Annotated in this window: 16 protein-coding genes; 9 read left to right on the top strand and 7 right to left on the bottom strand. The window is 66.3% G+C overall.

Going from position 1 to position 14,160, the window contains the following annotated elements; genetic code table 11:
- Positions 1–2 precede the first annotated feature (2 nt).
- Complete coding sequence (locus MFF22_RS05645; RefSeq protein ID WP_238247993.1) at positions 3–953, top strand: acetamidase/formamidase family protein; 951 nt, start codon at positions 3–5, stop codon at positions 951–953.
- A gap of 46 nt (positions 954–999) precedes the next feature.
- Here MFF22_RS05645 and MFF22_RS05650 read toward each other — a convergent pair whose 3' ends face one another.
- Both MFF22_RS05650 and MFF22_RS05655 read right to left on the bottom strand, forming a co-directional pair.
- Entirely contained in the window at positions 1,000–1,347 is a 348-nt protein-coding gene (locus MFF22_RS05650) for a transposase (RefSeq protein ID WP_238247994.1), read from the bottom strand.
- Positions 1,348–1,498: 151 nt separating this feature from the next.
- Positions 1,499–2,011 carry a DUF6894 family protein gene (locus MFF22_RS05655; RefSeq protein WP_238247995.1) on the bottom strand — a complete coding sequence of 171 codons (513 nt, stop codon included), beginning with the start codon at positions 2,009–2,011 and terminating at the stop codon, positions 1,499–1,501.
- Positions 2,012–2,293: 282 nt separating this feature from the next.
- On the opposite strand from MFF22_RS05655, the gene MFF22_RS05660 reads away from it, so the two are divergent.
- Both MFF22_RS05660 and MFF22_RS05665 read left to right on the top strand, forming a co-directional pair.
- On the top strand, positions 2,294–2,596 hold the full coding sequence (locus MFF22_RS05660; protein ID WP_238247996.1) for a hypothetical protein: 303 nt from the start codon (positions 2,294–2,296) through the stop codon (positions 2,594–2,596).
- Positions 2,597–2,686: 90 nt separating this feature from the next.
- The gene (locus tag MFF22_RS05665) at positions 2,687–2,833 is read left to right on the top strand and encodes a hypothetical protein (RefSeq protein ID WP_238247997.1); all 147 of its coding nucleotides are present in this window, start codon (positions 2,687–2,689) and stop codon (positions 2,831–2,833) included.
- A 49-nt stretch (positions 2,834–2,882) separates the two neighbouring features.
- Here the strand turns inward: MFF22_RS05665 and MFF22_RS05670 are convergent, their stop codons facing one another.
- The gene (locus MFF22_RS05670) at positions 2,883–3,632 is read right to left on the bottom strand and encodes a methyltransferase domain-containing protein (protein WP_238247998.1); all 750 of its coding nucleotides are present in this window, start codon (positions 3,630–3,632) and stop codon (positions 2,883–2,885) included.
- A gap of 606 nt (positions 3,633–4,238) precedes the next feature.
- Between MFF22_RS05670 and MFF22_RS24905 the strand changes: the two genes are divergently transcribed.
- Complete coding sequence (locus tag MFF22_RS24905) at positions 4,239–4,397, top strand: putative motility protein (protein ID WP_238248038.1); 159 nt, start codon at positions 4,239–4,241, stop codon at positions 4,395–4,397.
- A 61-nt stretch (positions 4,398–4,458) separates the two neighbouring features.
- Here the strand turns inward: MFF22_RS24905 and MFF22_RS05680 are convergent, their stop codons facing one another.
- Positions 4,459–4,848 (bottom strand): hypothetical protein, encoded by a 390-nt coding sequence (locus MFF22_RS05680; protein WP_238247999.1) that lies wholly within the window; start codon positions 4,846–4,848, stop codon positions 4,459–4,461.
- Between the two features lie 168 nt (positions 4,849–5,016).
- On the opposite strand from MFF22_RS05680, the gene MFF22_RS05685 reads away from it, so the two are divergent.
- The 4 genes from MFF22_RS05685 (at position 5,017) to MFF22_RS05700 (ending at position 10,792) form a co-directional block, all read left to right on the top strand.
- Positions 5,017–6,102, top strand: coding sequence for an efflux RND transporter periplasmic adaptor subunit (locus MFF22_RS05685; protein ID WP_238248000.1), 1,086 nt, complete (start codon positions 5,017–5,019; stop codon positions 6,100–6,102).
- The gene (locus MFF22_RS05690) at positions 6,099–9,212 is read left to right on the top strand and encodes an efflux RND transporter permease subunit (RefSeq protein WP_238248001.1); all 3,114 of its coding nucleotides are present in this window, start codon (positions 6,099–6,101) and stop codon (positions 9,210–9,212) included. Before MFF22_RS05685 ends, MFF22_RS05690 begins: the two co-directional genes overlap by 4 nt.
- Positions 9,213–9,295: 83 nt before the next feature.
- Positions 9,296–9,838: a TetR/AcrR family transcriptional regulator gene (locus tag MFF22_RS05695; RefSeq protein ID WP_238248002.1), complete on the top strand. Its 543-nt coding sequence runs from the start codon at positions 9,296–9,298 to the stop codon at positions 9,836–9,838.
- Positions 9,839–9,970: 132 nt separating this feature from the next.
- On the top strand, positions 9,971–10,792 hold the full coding sequence (locus MFF22_RS05700; RefSeq protein WP_238248003.1) for an oxidoreductase: 822 nt from the start codon (positions 9,971–9,973) through the stop codon (positions 10,790–10,792).
- Positions 10,793–10,968: 176 nt separating this feature from the next.
- On the opposite strand, the gene MFF22_RS05705 is transcribed toward MFF22_RS05700, so the two are convergent.
- Genes MFF22_RS05705 through MFF22_RS05715 form a run of 3 tightly spaced genes read right to left on the bottom strand, consistent with a single transcriptional unit; the run spans position 10,969 to position 13,325 of the window.
- Positions 10,969–12,318 (bottom strand): ATP-binding protein, encoded by a 1,350-nt coding sequence (locus tag MFF22_RS05705; RefSeq protein WP_238248004.1) that lies wholly within the window; start codon positions 12,316–12,318, stop codon positions 10,969–10,971.
- Positions 12,315–12,995: a response regulator transcription factor gene (locus MFF22_RS05710; protein ID WP_238248005.1), complete on the bottom strand. Its 681-nt coding sequence runs from the start codon at positions 12,993–12,995 to the stop codon at positions 12,315–12,317. The genes MFF22_RS05705 and MFF22_RS05710 overlap by 4 nt, the downstream gene beginning before the upstream one ends.
- A 21-nt stretch (positions 12,996–13,016) precedes the next feature.
- Positions 13,017–13,325 (bottom strand): PepSY domain-containing protein, encoded by a 309-nt coding sequence (locus MFF22_RS05715; protein ID WP_238248006.1) that lies wholly within the window; start codon positions 13,323–13,325, stop codon positions 13,017–13,019.
- Between the two features lie 118 nt (positions 13,326–13,443).
- Here MFF22_RS05715 and MFF22_RS05720 point away from each other — a divergent pair, with 118 nt between their 5' ends.
- Positions 13,444–14,019, top strand: coding sequence for a thermonuclease family protein (locus MFF22_RS05720; RefSeq protein WP_238248007.1), 576 nt, complete (start codon positions 13,444–13,446; stop codon positions 14,017–14,019).
- The last annotated feature ends 141 nt before the right edge of the window (positions 14,020–14,160 follow it).

Here is a 14,160-nt window from a genome sequence, read left to right on the forward strand (position 1 = left end):
CCGTGCCCACGCATCACGACATTCCAGGTACCCCCGAGACGATGGTGCTCGGCTATTTCGACGCCGCGCTTCCACCGGTCCTCACGGTGGAGTCCGGCGACACGGTCACCCTGCACTCCCATCCCGCAGGCGGGCGCGAGTCGCTCCATCCCGATCCGGCCCGGGTGCCGGCCGACCTGCTGAAGGCCCTCGACACGCTGAAGCCCGGTCCCGGCCCACACTTCGTCACCGGTCCGGTCCACGTCGTCGGCGCCGAGCCGGGCGACATGCTTCAGGTCGACATCCTCGACCTGAAGTTCCGCCTCGATTGGGGCTTCGTGGCGATCCTGCCCCTGCTCGGCACCTTGCCGGACGAGTTCACCGAGTACGAGACCATCCACGCCGACATCGACACCGCCCGGGGCGTCTGCCGCCTGCCCTGGGGGACGGAACTGCCCCTCGATCCGTTCTTCGGCATCATGGGAACCGCCCCGCCCGCCGCCTGGGGACGGGTCGGGACGCCGGTGCCCCGGGCCTTCGGCGGCAACATGGACAACAAGGAGATGCGGGTCGGGACGACCCTGTACCTGCCGGTGTTCAACTCCGGCGGCGGCTTCTACGCGGGCGACGGCCACGGCGTGCAGGGGGATGGCGAGGTCTGTATCACCGCCCTGGAGACGGGGCTCACCGGCACCTTTCGCCTCACCGTTCGCAAGGATCTTGCCGGGGCGTGGCCCTTCGCCGAGACCCCAACCGACCTGATGTCAATCGGCCTGCACGAGAGCCTGGACGAGGCCATGCGCCAGGCCGTGCGCGAGATGGTGCGCCTCGTTTGCGCCCGCACCGGCCTGACCCGCAACCAAGCCTACATGCTCTGTTCCCTTGCCGGGAATCTGCGGATCACCCAAACGGTGGACGGCAACAAGGGCGTGCACATGCTGATGCCCAAGGCGGCCCTCGTCGCGAAGGGGTAGGACCATCGCGCCGGGTTGGTAGGCCGGTTCGCCTTCGGAGGGACCGTCAGTTCGCGGTCCGCACGAAGGCGAAGCGGCCGACACAGGCGTCGGAGTTGCGGTAACGTGGCGGCCGGTACGGAGCCGCCCGTTCCGCTACACCCTGTCGCGTCGGTTGAATCGTCATCGCCCCGCGCAAGCGCTGCAGCTCCGCCCGCAGGGCCGCGTTTTCCCGCTCGACCTGATCGAGCCGGGCCACGCCCGCGGGCTTCAGGCCGCCGAGCCGCCGCCGCCATCGGTAGAAGGTGCCGAGCGAGACATGGGCGCTCGCACAGATCTCGGCGATTGGGATGCCGCGGGCGGCCTCGTCCAGCAGGAAGGCGATCTCCTCGTCCGTATGCAGGGATCGACGCATGCAGGCTCTCCCGGTTCGGTCGTCGCGGATACTCCCCTTGTTCCTGAGGCCAGCAAGAAGCGGACCGAACCCCGCCGGAGCCCTTCGCCTTCGATGCCCGGTGGGGCGGCTGCGCCCATCCCGGCTCCCATCCCGGAACGGGCGCCGGGGCTCAGATCAGGCGAACGTCGCCCGGTTTCAGCCGGAGCTGACGAACCAGATCCTTCGACAAACCGCCGACCATCCTGAGCTTCGACCGCGGCGCCACGGCCGAGGCGACCGCCGTCAGCGCATCGTCGGGGGAATTCGCCAACACGGCATAGACCGGTGCGGGTCGCCGCCGATGCTCAACGGCGACAAGGAAGCAGCGAAGCTTCAGCGGGCTGCTCACCCAAACGGGATAGGGCGTCGCGATGCTCCCATTGCCGTCCCGCGACGCGGTGTGCACATCGCCGATAGGACCGGCGTCGAGGGACATCCGGAGGCGCAGCCTGACGGCACCTTCCGCATCGCGGATGGCGGCGACGAAATCCTGCCGCCCCGGCTCGTCGGAGAAGGCGTGGGCGATGCCCGTGAGAACGCGCACGGCCTGGACCCGCGCCGCATCGAGATTCGCGAGTTCGTGGCCTGTCGTGTCGCGCACCGCTTCGATGCCATCGTGCAAATCGATGAAGTATCGGGGCATCGACGAAACTCAGTTGCGGCGGCGCGGACCCGCGTTAAGTAGTTTCGGCGCCGCGAATCCCACCCCTTCGAGCCTCGACATGGGCGGTCCGACACGAATTCTTTCAATAACGGCGCATGGGCGGTACGGCGAGGGTTCTTTGAACCCTGTCTTCGTCCGCAGCCGATGGAATTGGAAGCGAATCTTCCCCCGGCAGGTTGCCCGTGCGCCAATAGGAGGCCTATGACCAGATGATCGCGGGCTTGATCGCCGGGGCGATGGTCGTCGGCAGGAGAGAGAGCAATGCCCAAGATCGAAGAATTGGCCGCCACGTTGCAGGGGTTGGCGGGGCCGGGGATCAAGCGGAAGGAATTGATCGCCGCCGTGCGTGAAAAGCACCCGAAAGCGTCCAAGAAGGACATCGTGCGCGCTGCGTTCTTTGCCCTCACCAGCCCAGTGGATGGCGACGTGGAGCGCGCACAGCGGTTGCACGACTTCGCGTTGAAGGCGCGCATCGACGAGGACGAGGAGACCACTCTTCCGGTGTCCCGACGGAAGAAGGATCGCCGCAAGGACTCGGAGCGGAGCGAACTGCCGATCCAGTAAATCCGCCGCGAGAACGGCCAAGGTCATCTCATCGTCTTGGGGAGTGCATAGGGCATGCGTCTCCCCAGAGACCCGACACGAAGTGACCCCGTGACCGATTGGTTTGACGATTCCGACGATGCCCAGCCCTCGCGGGCAGCCGACGCGAGTTGGATGCGGCTGTATATCACCGTCGCTCTGGTCGGCATTGGCGTGCTCGGCCTGCTCGGCGGGATGCTCCATGTTCTTCCGGCTTGAATGAACGCGGGACCGCGGGACCGCGGGGTGGCGGCCGGCCTGTGCCGCCTCAGCGTCTGCCCAAGAGCATTCCTGTCGCCCGCTTGGCGACGGCGGCGGGGAGCTCGCGCAGCAGCGGCTTGAACGCGATCTGTTTATACGATGCCAAGGCTTCGTACCGTTCCGGATGGACGAGATCCAACGGGTAGCTGCCCAACGATCTGTTCGCTATGTAATCCTTGTAGATCTTGATGAGATCGGCCCGATCGTGCCTGACATACACGAGCGTGTTTTGCTTGTACCAGAAATGAACATCTGGATTATGCCAGATCTGCGGTCTTAAAACATCGAAATACTGATATCCGTGGTTGGCAAATTTCTCGGCCCACCAGGACTGCCACCTTTCATTAATATGGCGAAAGCCACCCTGGTATGGGATGGCGGCGCCGAATATCACGACATCACTGAGCGAAGTCAGATTTTCGACGATCAAATTCGCCGACGCCTGCGAAACATGCTCCGCAACCTCGAGACAGAGGGCGGCGTCAAACTGACGGTTGAGATTCAAGCGATGTTCGAGGTCGCAGATCGTGACCTCGTTCGGTGGAATACACAAATGGTCAAGATCTGTCCAAGGGCCGTCGACACCTTTCGTCTCCGAAAAGCCCAGGCGCTTCGCTTCTCGGAGCCAAATCCCGCTACCGCAGCCGATGTCGATGACCGATTTCGGTGTGTATATTTCGGTAACGATTGAAAGGACAGCGTGTGCCGACGCTTGAGTCTTCTCCCCATGGCGTTCATGCCAGCTAAAATCGTACATGTGTTTCCCTAGGTGTTTAGTATTGATTTTGCTTCCATCTTAGGCGCAATTTTTTGTGAAATCAACAGTATGGAATGTTCAAATGAGGCGTATTTCAAAAATTTGATGCTATAAATTATATTTTGATCTACGATTCTGCCTGTAATGGAGAATAAGCAGAATCTTCATCTCATTATAGACTATAATTTATACTTATATGCGGAAGGTATAGGCACATTCATTGTAATGAACCGTTACCGCAAGCATGTTCCGTCGATATATGATCAGGAATTCGCTAGTTACGTTCGCACTTTCCCGAGTTGGGTGCGACAAATCGGACGGCGTCCAGATCCTCACCGTCATGGAGAGCGGAGCGAAGCAATCCAGGGTAGCGGGCCGTGCCCGAACGTGGCGGAGCCCTGGATTGCTTCGCTCGGCTCTCAATCACGGGTCTGGCAAACGGGGAAGGTCCGAGGCTTTCGTCCCTCCGTAAAACACTCACAAAGAGAGTAAAGACAGCCGCCCCGCGAATGAGTTGGCGCTCATTCGAGCAATTGCGAACACCTGGCCTTAATAGGCTGCCGATAAGGATGGGGAATGACGAGCGTCCTTGCCCAAACTGTGCAGATGCAAGCGGGAAGCTTCGCCCAATCGGTCGGCGTCGCTGTCGCCCGACAACAGATCGATGCCCAGAAGTCGGTCGCGGCGCTGGTCGCACAGACTGCGGCCTCACCGGCCCCTCCGGCACCGTCTGGACAAGGGCAAGTGCTCGATATCAGAGCCTGAGCGCCACCCTCGGCGGACGGCCAACGTCTCGTTTGCCGCGGATCCAATGGGAAGATCGCCTTCAGTACCGCACGTTGGCGACGCCGTTGCCGCTGCGACTCACGACCCGGAGGATGACCTCCTTGGTGGAGGGGCTGATTCCGCCGTCGCCGCGGAGTCGTCGTCCATCGGCCCGCTCGAGGCGGGCGACATCGTCGGCGCACCGATCCAGCGCGTCATGAACCCGGACCGAGGCCGGAACGCCGCGCCGCGCGGGCGAATCGTTCATTTCGAATCGCAGGCAGGACGCGAGATGACCCTTCAGATCATCGAAGGCGGCGGCTTGGGCACCTGATGCGAGGGCAATCGAGATCAGGGCAACTCTAGCGAGCATAGGACACTCCGCCGACGAATGAACGGTGAACGCACGAGCGGGAGATTGGTGGCCGACACTATCGGGGTCACGGTTCATCGGCAGTCTTCCTGGCCGTCGCACCATGCTTCGCCTGTTGCTGGGGCGAAAGGCAAGCTGCTCGTCCGTTTACCGCTGGCGCCGCAGGTGCCGTTGACGTCGACACCGGGCCATAATAGATTACGATCATAATCTTTTGTAGCACTCGGACGGCGGCGGGGACTAGCGATGGACGCAAGATGGATGATCGGGCTCGCCGGCTTGGCGCTGACGGCGTGCTCGCCGGCAGAAACCGCCGTCACGCCGGAGCCGCCCCTGGTGCAGACCGTCGCGGTCGCGCCCGCCCCGGGCACCGTCGCCCGCTATACCGGCGTCGTTCGGGCCCGCACCGAGAGCAACCTCGGCTTTCGCGTCGGCGGCAAGATCGCCGAGCGCCTTGTCGATCCGGGGGACCACGTGCGCTTCGGCCAGCCGTTGATGCGCCTCGACCGGACCGACTTCACCCTGGCACTCAACGCCGCCCGCGCGTCCGTCGAGGCCGCCCGTGCGCAGATGGTCAAGGCCAAGGCCGACGAAGAACGCAGCCGCAAGCTCGTGGGCGACGGCTGGACCTCCAAGCAAACCTACGACCAGAACAAGGCTGCCGCCGACGCGGCCATCGCCCAGTTCTCCAATGCCGAGGCGCAGGCGAGCCAGATCGCCAACCAAGCGGGCTATTCTGAGCTGCAGGCCGATGCCGACGGCGTCGTGATGGAGGTGCCGAGCGAGCCCGGCCAGGTCGTCGCCGCCGGCCAGACTGTGGTGAAGCTCGCCCGCGACGGCGCCCGTGAGGCGGAGGTGTTCCTCCCCGAGGCGAGCCGGCACTTGGCGAAGGGCACCGCCTCGGCAACCCTCTATGCCGAGGGCGAGACAACCTATCCGGCCAAGCTCCGCGAGCTGTCCGCCACCGCCGACCCTGCGACTCGCACGTACCGCGCCCGCTACATCCTCGCGGGTGGGGGTGAGATCGCGCCGCTCGGGGCGACCGTCACCCTCCAGCTGAAGCCCGCCCAGGGTCGGGCGTCAGCGTCGGTCTCGGTGCCCCTCGGCGCCCTGTTCGACCAGGGCGGCGGCGCGGCCGTCTGGCGCTACGATGCCGACACGCAGACCGTCGCGGCGCAGCCCGTCGCCGTGGCGCGCCTGTCGGAGGAGAGCGCGGACATCGCCGCGGGCCTCAGCCCCGGCGACCGGATCGTCGCCCTCGGCGCCCATCTGCTCAAGGCCGGCCAGAAGGTTCGGCAGGCCGACGCCGCCATGACGGGGGCCGTCCGATGAACGCCTCGGCCTTCAACCTCTCGGCTCTGGCGGTGCGCGAGCGCGCCGTCACGCTGTTTCTCCTGCTCGCGATTACGGCCGCCGGCATCTTCGCCTTCGAGAAGCTCGGGCGCGCCGAGGACCCGACCTTCACGGTCAAGACGATGGCGGTCTCGGCGGCGTGGCCCGGCGCGACCACCGACGAGATGCAGCGGCAGGTGGCCGACCCGCTGGAGAAGCGGCTGCAGGAACTCGTCTACTACGACCGGGTGGAGACGACGGTCCGCCCGGGCCTGATGCTGATGAAGGTGTTCTTCAAGGACTCGATGCCGCCGGCGAAGCTCCAATCGGAGTTCTATCAGGCGCGCAAGAAGCTGTCGGACCAGGCGTCCACCCTCCCGCGCGGCGTGCTCGGGCCGCTGTTCAACGACGAGTTCTCAGACATCTACTTCGCCCTCTACGCGCTCCAGGCCCAGGGCCTGCCGCACCGGCACCTTGTGCTGCGCGCCGAGGATCTGCGCCAGCGCCTGCTGCGCGTGCCCGGCGTCGAGAAGATCAACATCCTCGGCGAACAGGCGCAGAAGATCTTCGTCGAGGTTTCCTACCAGCGCCTCGCAACGCTCGGCATCAACGGCCAGCAACTCCTGGCCGCACTTGGCAACCAGAACGACGTGACCCCCGCCGGTTTCGTCGAGGCCGACGGACCCCGGGTGTACCTGCGGCTCGATGGGGCCATCGACGGGCTCGACGCGATCCGCAACCTGCCGGTGGCGGCGGACGGGCGAAGCCTCAAGCTCGGCGACATCGCGCAGGTGACGCGCGGCTACGAGGATCCGAAGGCCTTCGCCATCCGCAACGATGGCGAGCCGGCCCTGGTGCTCGGCCTCGTCATGAAGCCCGGCTTCAACGGCCTCAACCTCGGCGAGGCGCTGAACGCCGAGGAGGTCGCGATCCATCACGAGCTGCCGGCGGGCGTGACCTTCACCAAGATCACCGATCAGGCGAAGGTGATCGACGATGCCATCCACGAGTTCATGGTGAAATTCTTCACTGCCCTCTCGGTGGTGATTTTCGTCAGCTTGATGGCGTTGGGCTTCCGGGTCGGCATCGTGGTGGCGCTGGCGGTGCCGCTCACCCTCTCGGCCGTGTTCGTCGTGATGATGGTCACCGGCCGCGACTTCGACCGCATTACCCTCGGCGCGCTCATCATCTCCCTGGGCCTCCTCGTAGACGACGCGATCATCGCCATCGAGATGATGGTGGTGCGCATGGAAGAGGGGGCCGACCGGATCTCGGCGGCGACCTATGCCTGGACCGCCACCGCCGCGCCCATGCTCACCGGCACCCTCGTCACCATCGCCGGCTTCCTGCCCGTGGGCTTCGCCGCCTCCACGGCGGGCGAGTATGCCGGCAACATCTTCTGGGTGGTGGCCTTCTCGCTGATCGTCTCGTGGATCGTGGCCGTGACCTTCACGCCCTATCTCGGCGTCAAGCTTCTGCCGGACATCAAACGAGTCGAGGGCGGGCACGAGGCGATCTACGCCACCAGAAATTACCAGCGCCTGCGCCGGGTCGTGCGGCTCTCGGTAGACCACAAGTGGATCGCGGCCGGCATCACCGTGGCGCTGTTCGCGGCCGCTGTTGTCGGCATGGGCAAGGTCGAGAAGCAATTCTTCCCGAATTCGGAGCGCTCGGAACTGATCGTGGAGGTGACGCTGCCATCCGGCTCCGCCTTCGCCACCACCGAAGCCAGCGTGAAGCGGATCGAAGCCGCCGTTCGCACCCTGCCCGAGGCGCGCGAAATCACGAGCTACATCGGCCAGGGCATGCCGCGCTTCGTGCTCTCCTTCGACCCGGAGCTGCCGGATCCCGCCTTCGCGCAGATCGTCGTGCAGACCGCCGATTCTCACGCCCGCGACGTCCTCCGGGCCAAGGTGCGCCACCTCGTGGACGAGGGGCGCTTCCCCGAGGCGCGTGTACGCGTCCTGCAGATCGTATTCGGGCCACCGGTGCGCTTTCCCGTCGCCTTTCGGGTGGTCGGCCCCGACCTCGACGTGATCCGCGGAATTGCGGCGGAGGTACGTGACGTCATGATGGCCAACCCGAATCTGCGCCTCGTCCACCTCGACTGGGGCGACAGGACGCCGACCCTCCACCTCGCCCTCGACCAGGAGCGCCTGCGCCTGATCGGCCTGACGCCGAAGGAGGTCGGCCAGCAATTGCAGAGCTACCTCAACGGCACCCCCGCGACCCAGGTGCGTGAGAACTTGCGCTCCGTGGACGTGCTCCTGCGCAGCCCCGGCCCGGAGCGCCGATCCCTGGGCGACATCGGCGACCTCACGCTCGCCACGAAGGACGGACGGCAGGTCCCACTCTCACAAGTCGCGCACCTGGAGAGCCGTAACGAGGACGCGGTGCTCAAGCGCTACAACCGCGAGACCTATATCCGCGTGCAGGGCGACGTACTCGACGGTAAGCAGCCTCCGGACATTCACGCGCAGGTCGTGCCCGCCCTTGCGGCGATCAAGGCGAAGCTGCCGCCGGGCTACCGCATCGACACCGCCGGCTCCGTCGAGGAGAGCGAGAAGGCGATGCAGGCCCTGGTGACGGTCTTCCCGCTGATGCTGATCGTGACGCTGACGGTCATCATGCTGCAGGTCCGCTCGTTCACCACGATGTTCATGGTGTTCGCCACCGCACCGCTCGGCCTCGTCGGCGCGGTCCCGACCCTGCTCGTCTTCCACCAGCCCTTCGGCTTCAACGCAATCCTCGGGCTGATTGCGCTGTCGGGCATCCTGATGCGCAACACCCTGATCCTTGTCGATCAGATCCATCACGACCGCGCGGCGGGACTGTCGGACTATCAAGCCATCGTCGAATCGACGGTGCGCCGGGCCCGCCCGGTGATCCTGACGGCGGCGGCGGCGATGCTGGCCTTCATCCCGCTCACCCACTCGGTGTTCTGGGGGGCACTTGCCTACGTGCTGATCGGCGGGGTCGGGGTCGGAACCCTGCTCACCCTCCTGTTCCTGCCTGCCCTCTACGCGCTCTGGTTCCGGGTCGCACGGGAGCCGCGCGAACGGGAAGTCCCGGCCGGTGCCGGTGCAGCTTCCCACGGGGCCCAGGCGTGAGGATCCGCGGCGGCCTAAGCATGCCCTTCTTAAGATGACGACGGGCATCTATATGGACGTGAGGGACGCCTAGGGATCAGGCAATGCCGAGAGTGTCGAAGGAACAGGCGAAGATCAATCGGCAGCGTGTGGTCGAGGTCGCTGCGGGCCTGTTCCGCGAGCGCGGTCTGCACGGCGTGGGTGTGGTGGACATCATGGCCGCCGCCGGCATGACCCATGGCGGCTTCTACGGCCAGTTCGCCAACAAGGACGCCCTGGCGGCGGAGGCGTTCGATGTCGCCCTCGCGGAGGAAAACCGGGGCACCACGAACACCGTGGTCGCGAACTACCTGTCGCTTGGCCATGTGAAGTCGCCGGGGAGAGGTTGTCCCCTGGCGGCGCTGGCGAACGACGTTTCCCGGGAGGCGCCGGACAGCCTCGTCCGGGCTCGTTTCACGCGCGGTGTCGAAGGTCTGGCGGCCCTCATCGCCGGTCTGACGCCGAAGGCGTCGAAGGAGCGTCGGCGGCGGCGGGCCCTCGCGACGACGGCCACCCTCGTGGGCGCCGTCGTCCTGGCGCGAGCCGTGGATGACGAGGAGCTGGCAAACGAACTGCTGCAGGCGGCACAGGATTCCGTCATGTCCTGACCTTTCGCGCGGAAGTGCTCCACCGCACCGGGCGCCGTTGCCGACGCACTCTGTGTGTTGCCAATATAGATTATGATCGTAATCTATAATCCTTGGTCGCCCACCCGATCGGCGCGACGAGAGGAGAGCACCGTGAACCAGACGTCCAGCAAGACCGCCATCGTGACCGGAGCGACCTCCGGCATCGGCCTCGAGACCGCCAAGGCCCTGCGGGCTGCCGGTTATCGCGTGTTCGGGACGAGCCGGAAGCCGGCCTCTCCTGCCGCCGCCAACGCCCGGATACTCCCGTGCGACGTCACCGACGATGCCTCCGTCGCCGCAATGGTCGAGACGGTCCTCGGTGAGACCGGCCGCATCGACCTCCTGGTCAACAATGCCGGCTTCGGCATCAGCGGGGCTGCGGAGGAATCTTCAGTCGCGCAGGCTCAGGCCATGTTCGACGTCAACGTGTTCGGGGTCATCCGCGCGACCCGCGCCGTCCTGCCCATCATGCGGGCTCAGAAGGGCGGACGGATCATCAACATCAGCTCGGTCCTGGGCTTGATCCCGGCGCCGTACATGGCGCTCTACGGTGCCAGCAAGCACGCGGTCGAGGGTTACTCCGAGTCGCTGGACCACGAGGTGCGCGACCAGGGTATCCGCGTCGTGCTCGTCGAGCCCGCCTTTACGCGTACGGCCTTCGACCAGAACCTCGTCCGCTCCGACCGTCCTCTCGGCCTCTACGACGACGTACGCGCCGGGCGGGACCGGTTCCTCAGCGAGGCCATGAAGACCGCGGATGCGCCCGATATCGTGGCGAAGGTCGTCGTTGCAGCCGCCACGGCGGCGACGCCCCGGCGCCGCTACACCGCAGGAGCCAAGGCGCGGCAGATCAGCCTGCTGCGCCGGTTCGTTCCGGCGGGCGTCTTCGACAAGTCGTTCCGAAAGGAGATGCACCTTCCGCAGATGCCTTAAGGCACCGAGCGCTCCGCCCAACCGGTCTCCGAGACGGAAACGACCACGCTCGATGTGTCGTCGACCTCATGCAGGTCGGGCGCCCTGGCGGCGGCGGGCTCAGGCGTGTCGGCTGGGTCCGCTAGGGGGGCAGACAGGTGCGGATGACCGGGGATCCGCAGCATGGGTTTGCGACGTCAGTCAGAACGCCAAAGCACGTCGACCTTGAGCCCTCCGCCGGTCGCGACGCCGAATTCCAGCCGGGCGCCCGCCGCCTCAGCCACGTCGCGGGCGATGGCCAATCCGAACCCGGTACCCGGACGACTCTCATCCCACCGGACCCCGCGCCCGAGTCCCGCCAGAGCCGCAGGGCTCATTCCCGGTCCGTCGTCGCTGACGGACAGACGGCCGTGCGAGCCGTCAACGGTCCCGGCCACGTGAACGCGCCGGTGGGCCCACTTCCGGGCATTGTCCAGGAGATTGCCCAGCACCTCCATCAACTCACCCTCGTCACCCGGATAGAGCAACTCGGCCGGGAGCGAGACATCCCAGCCCAGCGAACCGCCCTCGGGCAGCCGTCGCATCGTCGCCACCAGCCGCTCGGCGACGGGCGACACGGCGCACGCTTTTCGATGCAGGTTCGCCCTCTCCGTCAGGCGGGCGCGGGCCAGCGCACGCTCGACCTGCCCATTCATCGCTCGCGTCTGTTCGGCGATCTCCTCCGACAGCAGCGGCTCCGATGGGGAGAGCCGACGCCTCAGGGCGTCGAGCACGGCCAACGGCGTCTTCAGCCCGTGCGCCATGTCGGCGGCACCGGCCCGCGCCCGCCCGAGGGCCCGTTCCTGCGCGTCGAGCAACCGGTTGAGGTCGGACACCAGCGGGCGCACCTCGTCGGGGAATGCCTCGGGCAACCGCTCCCGCGTCCCGGCGTGGACGGCCGCAAGATCGGCCCGGAGGGCGCGGAACGGTGCGAGCGCGCGGTGCACGAACACCGCCATCGCCAGGGTGAGAGCCGCGAACAGACCCGCGAGGGAGGGCACTAGCAGGCGCAGGAACGTCGCCCGGCTCGCGGCCAAGCCACGCCGGTCCTCGGCGACGGAGACGAGCAGGCGGGTCGCCGTCCCGCCGGCGGCGCCGATGTCGATGTGCCGCGAGAGGGCGATCAGCCGCCCTCCGTCCGGACCCGTCACATCGGAGACAGTCGGTCCATCCCCGCCGCGATCACCCGAAACATCGAGCCGCTTGTCCCAGAGCGAGCGCGAGCGGAGCGCGCGCCGGTCCGGAGCCTCGATCTGCCAATAGAGACCACCGTAGGGTGTCGCAAACCGCGGATCGGGCAGTTCGCGCGAAAGGGTCGGGGCGCCGTCGGGGGCCAGCCCGACCCGCCCGGCGAGGAGCTTGGCGGAACGGTCGAGTTCGTCGGCGGTGCGCGCATCCAGCACGCGATCGAAGATGATCGTCAGGCCGATGCCCGCCAACAGCAGGGCGAGCCCGATCAGTGCGGCGGCGGCGAGCCCGAGCCGCAGGCGCAGGGAATTCCCCCTCACGGTGTCGGCGACTTCGGGTGATCCGAAGGCACAAGGTACCCCTGACCGCGACGGGTCTCGACCACCCCCGAACCGAGCTTGCGCCGCAAGCGTGTGAGAAGGGCCTCGAGCGCGTTGGCCTCGCGGTCGCTCCCAACCCCGTGCAGGTGGTCGAGAAGTTCGCCCGCCGGAACCACCTGTCCCTGACGATGCATCAGGAACGTGAGCAGGCGGTATTCCAGCGCGGTCAGGTCGATCTCGCGGCCTCCGACGCTGACGGTGCGGGTCCGGGTGTCGAGCTCAACGGCATGGGCGCGGAGGACCGGGGAGGCGTGTCCTGCGGTGCGCCGCAGGATGGCGCGCAGGCGCGCCGTCAGCTCCTCCATCCGGAACGGCTTGACGAGGTAGTCGTCCGCGCCCGCGTCGATGCCCTCGACACGTTCGCGCCACCCGTCACGGGCGGTGAGGATCAGGACGGGGATCGCCACATCGGCCGCGCGCAAGCGGCGCAGGACGCCCAGGCCGTCGAGCCGCGGGAGACCGAGATCGAGCACCATCGCGTCGTAGATCTCGGTCTCGGCGCGGAACCACGCGGCCTCCCCGTCGGCGACCACATCGGCGACGTAACCGGCCCGTTCCAGTCCGTCCTTCACGTCGGCGGCGATGCGTGGCTCGTCTTCGACGATCAGCACCCGCACCGGACGGGCTCCCCTTTGAGGTCAGTCATCATCGTCCTCGTCGAGGATCTTGAGGGTGCGGGCTTCGACCTTCACGGTGCGGCGTTTGCCGTCCGGGCCGAGGATACGCAGCTTGTAGAGCCAGCGACCGTCGTTACGCTTCAGGTCGACGGCGACGACGTCGCCCGGCACAGCCGTGCGGGCGGCCCGCAGCACATCATCCAGGGGCCGGATCTCGCCGCGTTCGAGGGCCGCCCGGGCACGGTCGGCGTCGTCGTCCGCGTGCGTCGGCGCAACCCCGGCGAGGCCGAAGCACAGGAGGACAACGAGGGAAAGGCGTCGATGGGTCATGGGCATTGGCACTGTGGGAGGAAGAACCTGACGGGAGGCTGACAGGATCCGTCAGGGTGGTGGGTCCCCCATCCGGCAGAACGCCCCGCAGACACCTCCCTTGCGGAACTGAACGGCCATGTCCCTCATCCTCGGTATCCTCTTCACCGCCGTCGCCGCGGTCGCCGGCACCATTCTCTGCCCATCGCCTTCTTCGTCCCCGAACCGCAACCGAATCCCCGGTCTCGCGCTCGCCCTCGTCGCCCTCGTCGCCCTCAACGGCAGGCCGGCTGTGGCCGGGGATCTTCTCCAGGGAAGCGCGACGGTGATCGACGGATCGACACTTGCCATCGCAGGCGTTCCCGTGAAGCTGTTCGGGATCGTCACGCCGGCGTCAGACGCAACTTGTTGGGATGCAAACGAGGCACCCTATACCTGCGGCCGCCAAGTCACCGCCGAATTGACCGCGCATATCGGAACCGAAAGGCTGATCTGCGAGCGCTCCGGGCAAACAGATGACCGTTCGGGCACGGCTGTCTGCCGGATGGGGGATGAAGACCTCGGCAATTGGATGATCGCCCGCGGCTACGCGATGCCCACCGCTGACGCACCTGGACTCTACAAGCAGGCGGGCGACCACGCCTGGGGACAGCGCGCCGGGCTGTGGGCCGGAGTCTTCGATGATCCGAAGACCTGGCGCCACGCTGCGCGTTAGAAACAACTGTCTATCCTAACTCGTCAGCACCCGGAGCCATCTAATAGCCCCGGCTGCCGGGAACGCACCTTCCCTTATCGCCGTGTTTCTTTGAATTATTTCGCTGGAAAAACGTCAACTGCCGAAGCAAATTATTCGCAA

Source organism: Methylobacterium persicinum, from assembly GCF_022179525.1.
Taxonomy (GTDB): Bacteria; Pseudomonadota; Alphaproteobacteria; order Rhizobiales; family Beijerinckiaceae; genus Methylobacterium; species Methylobacterium persicinum.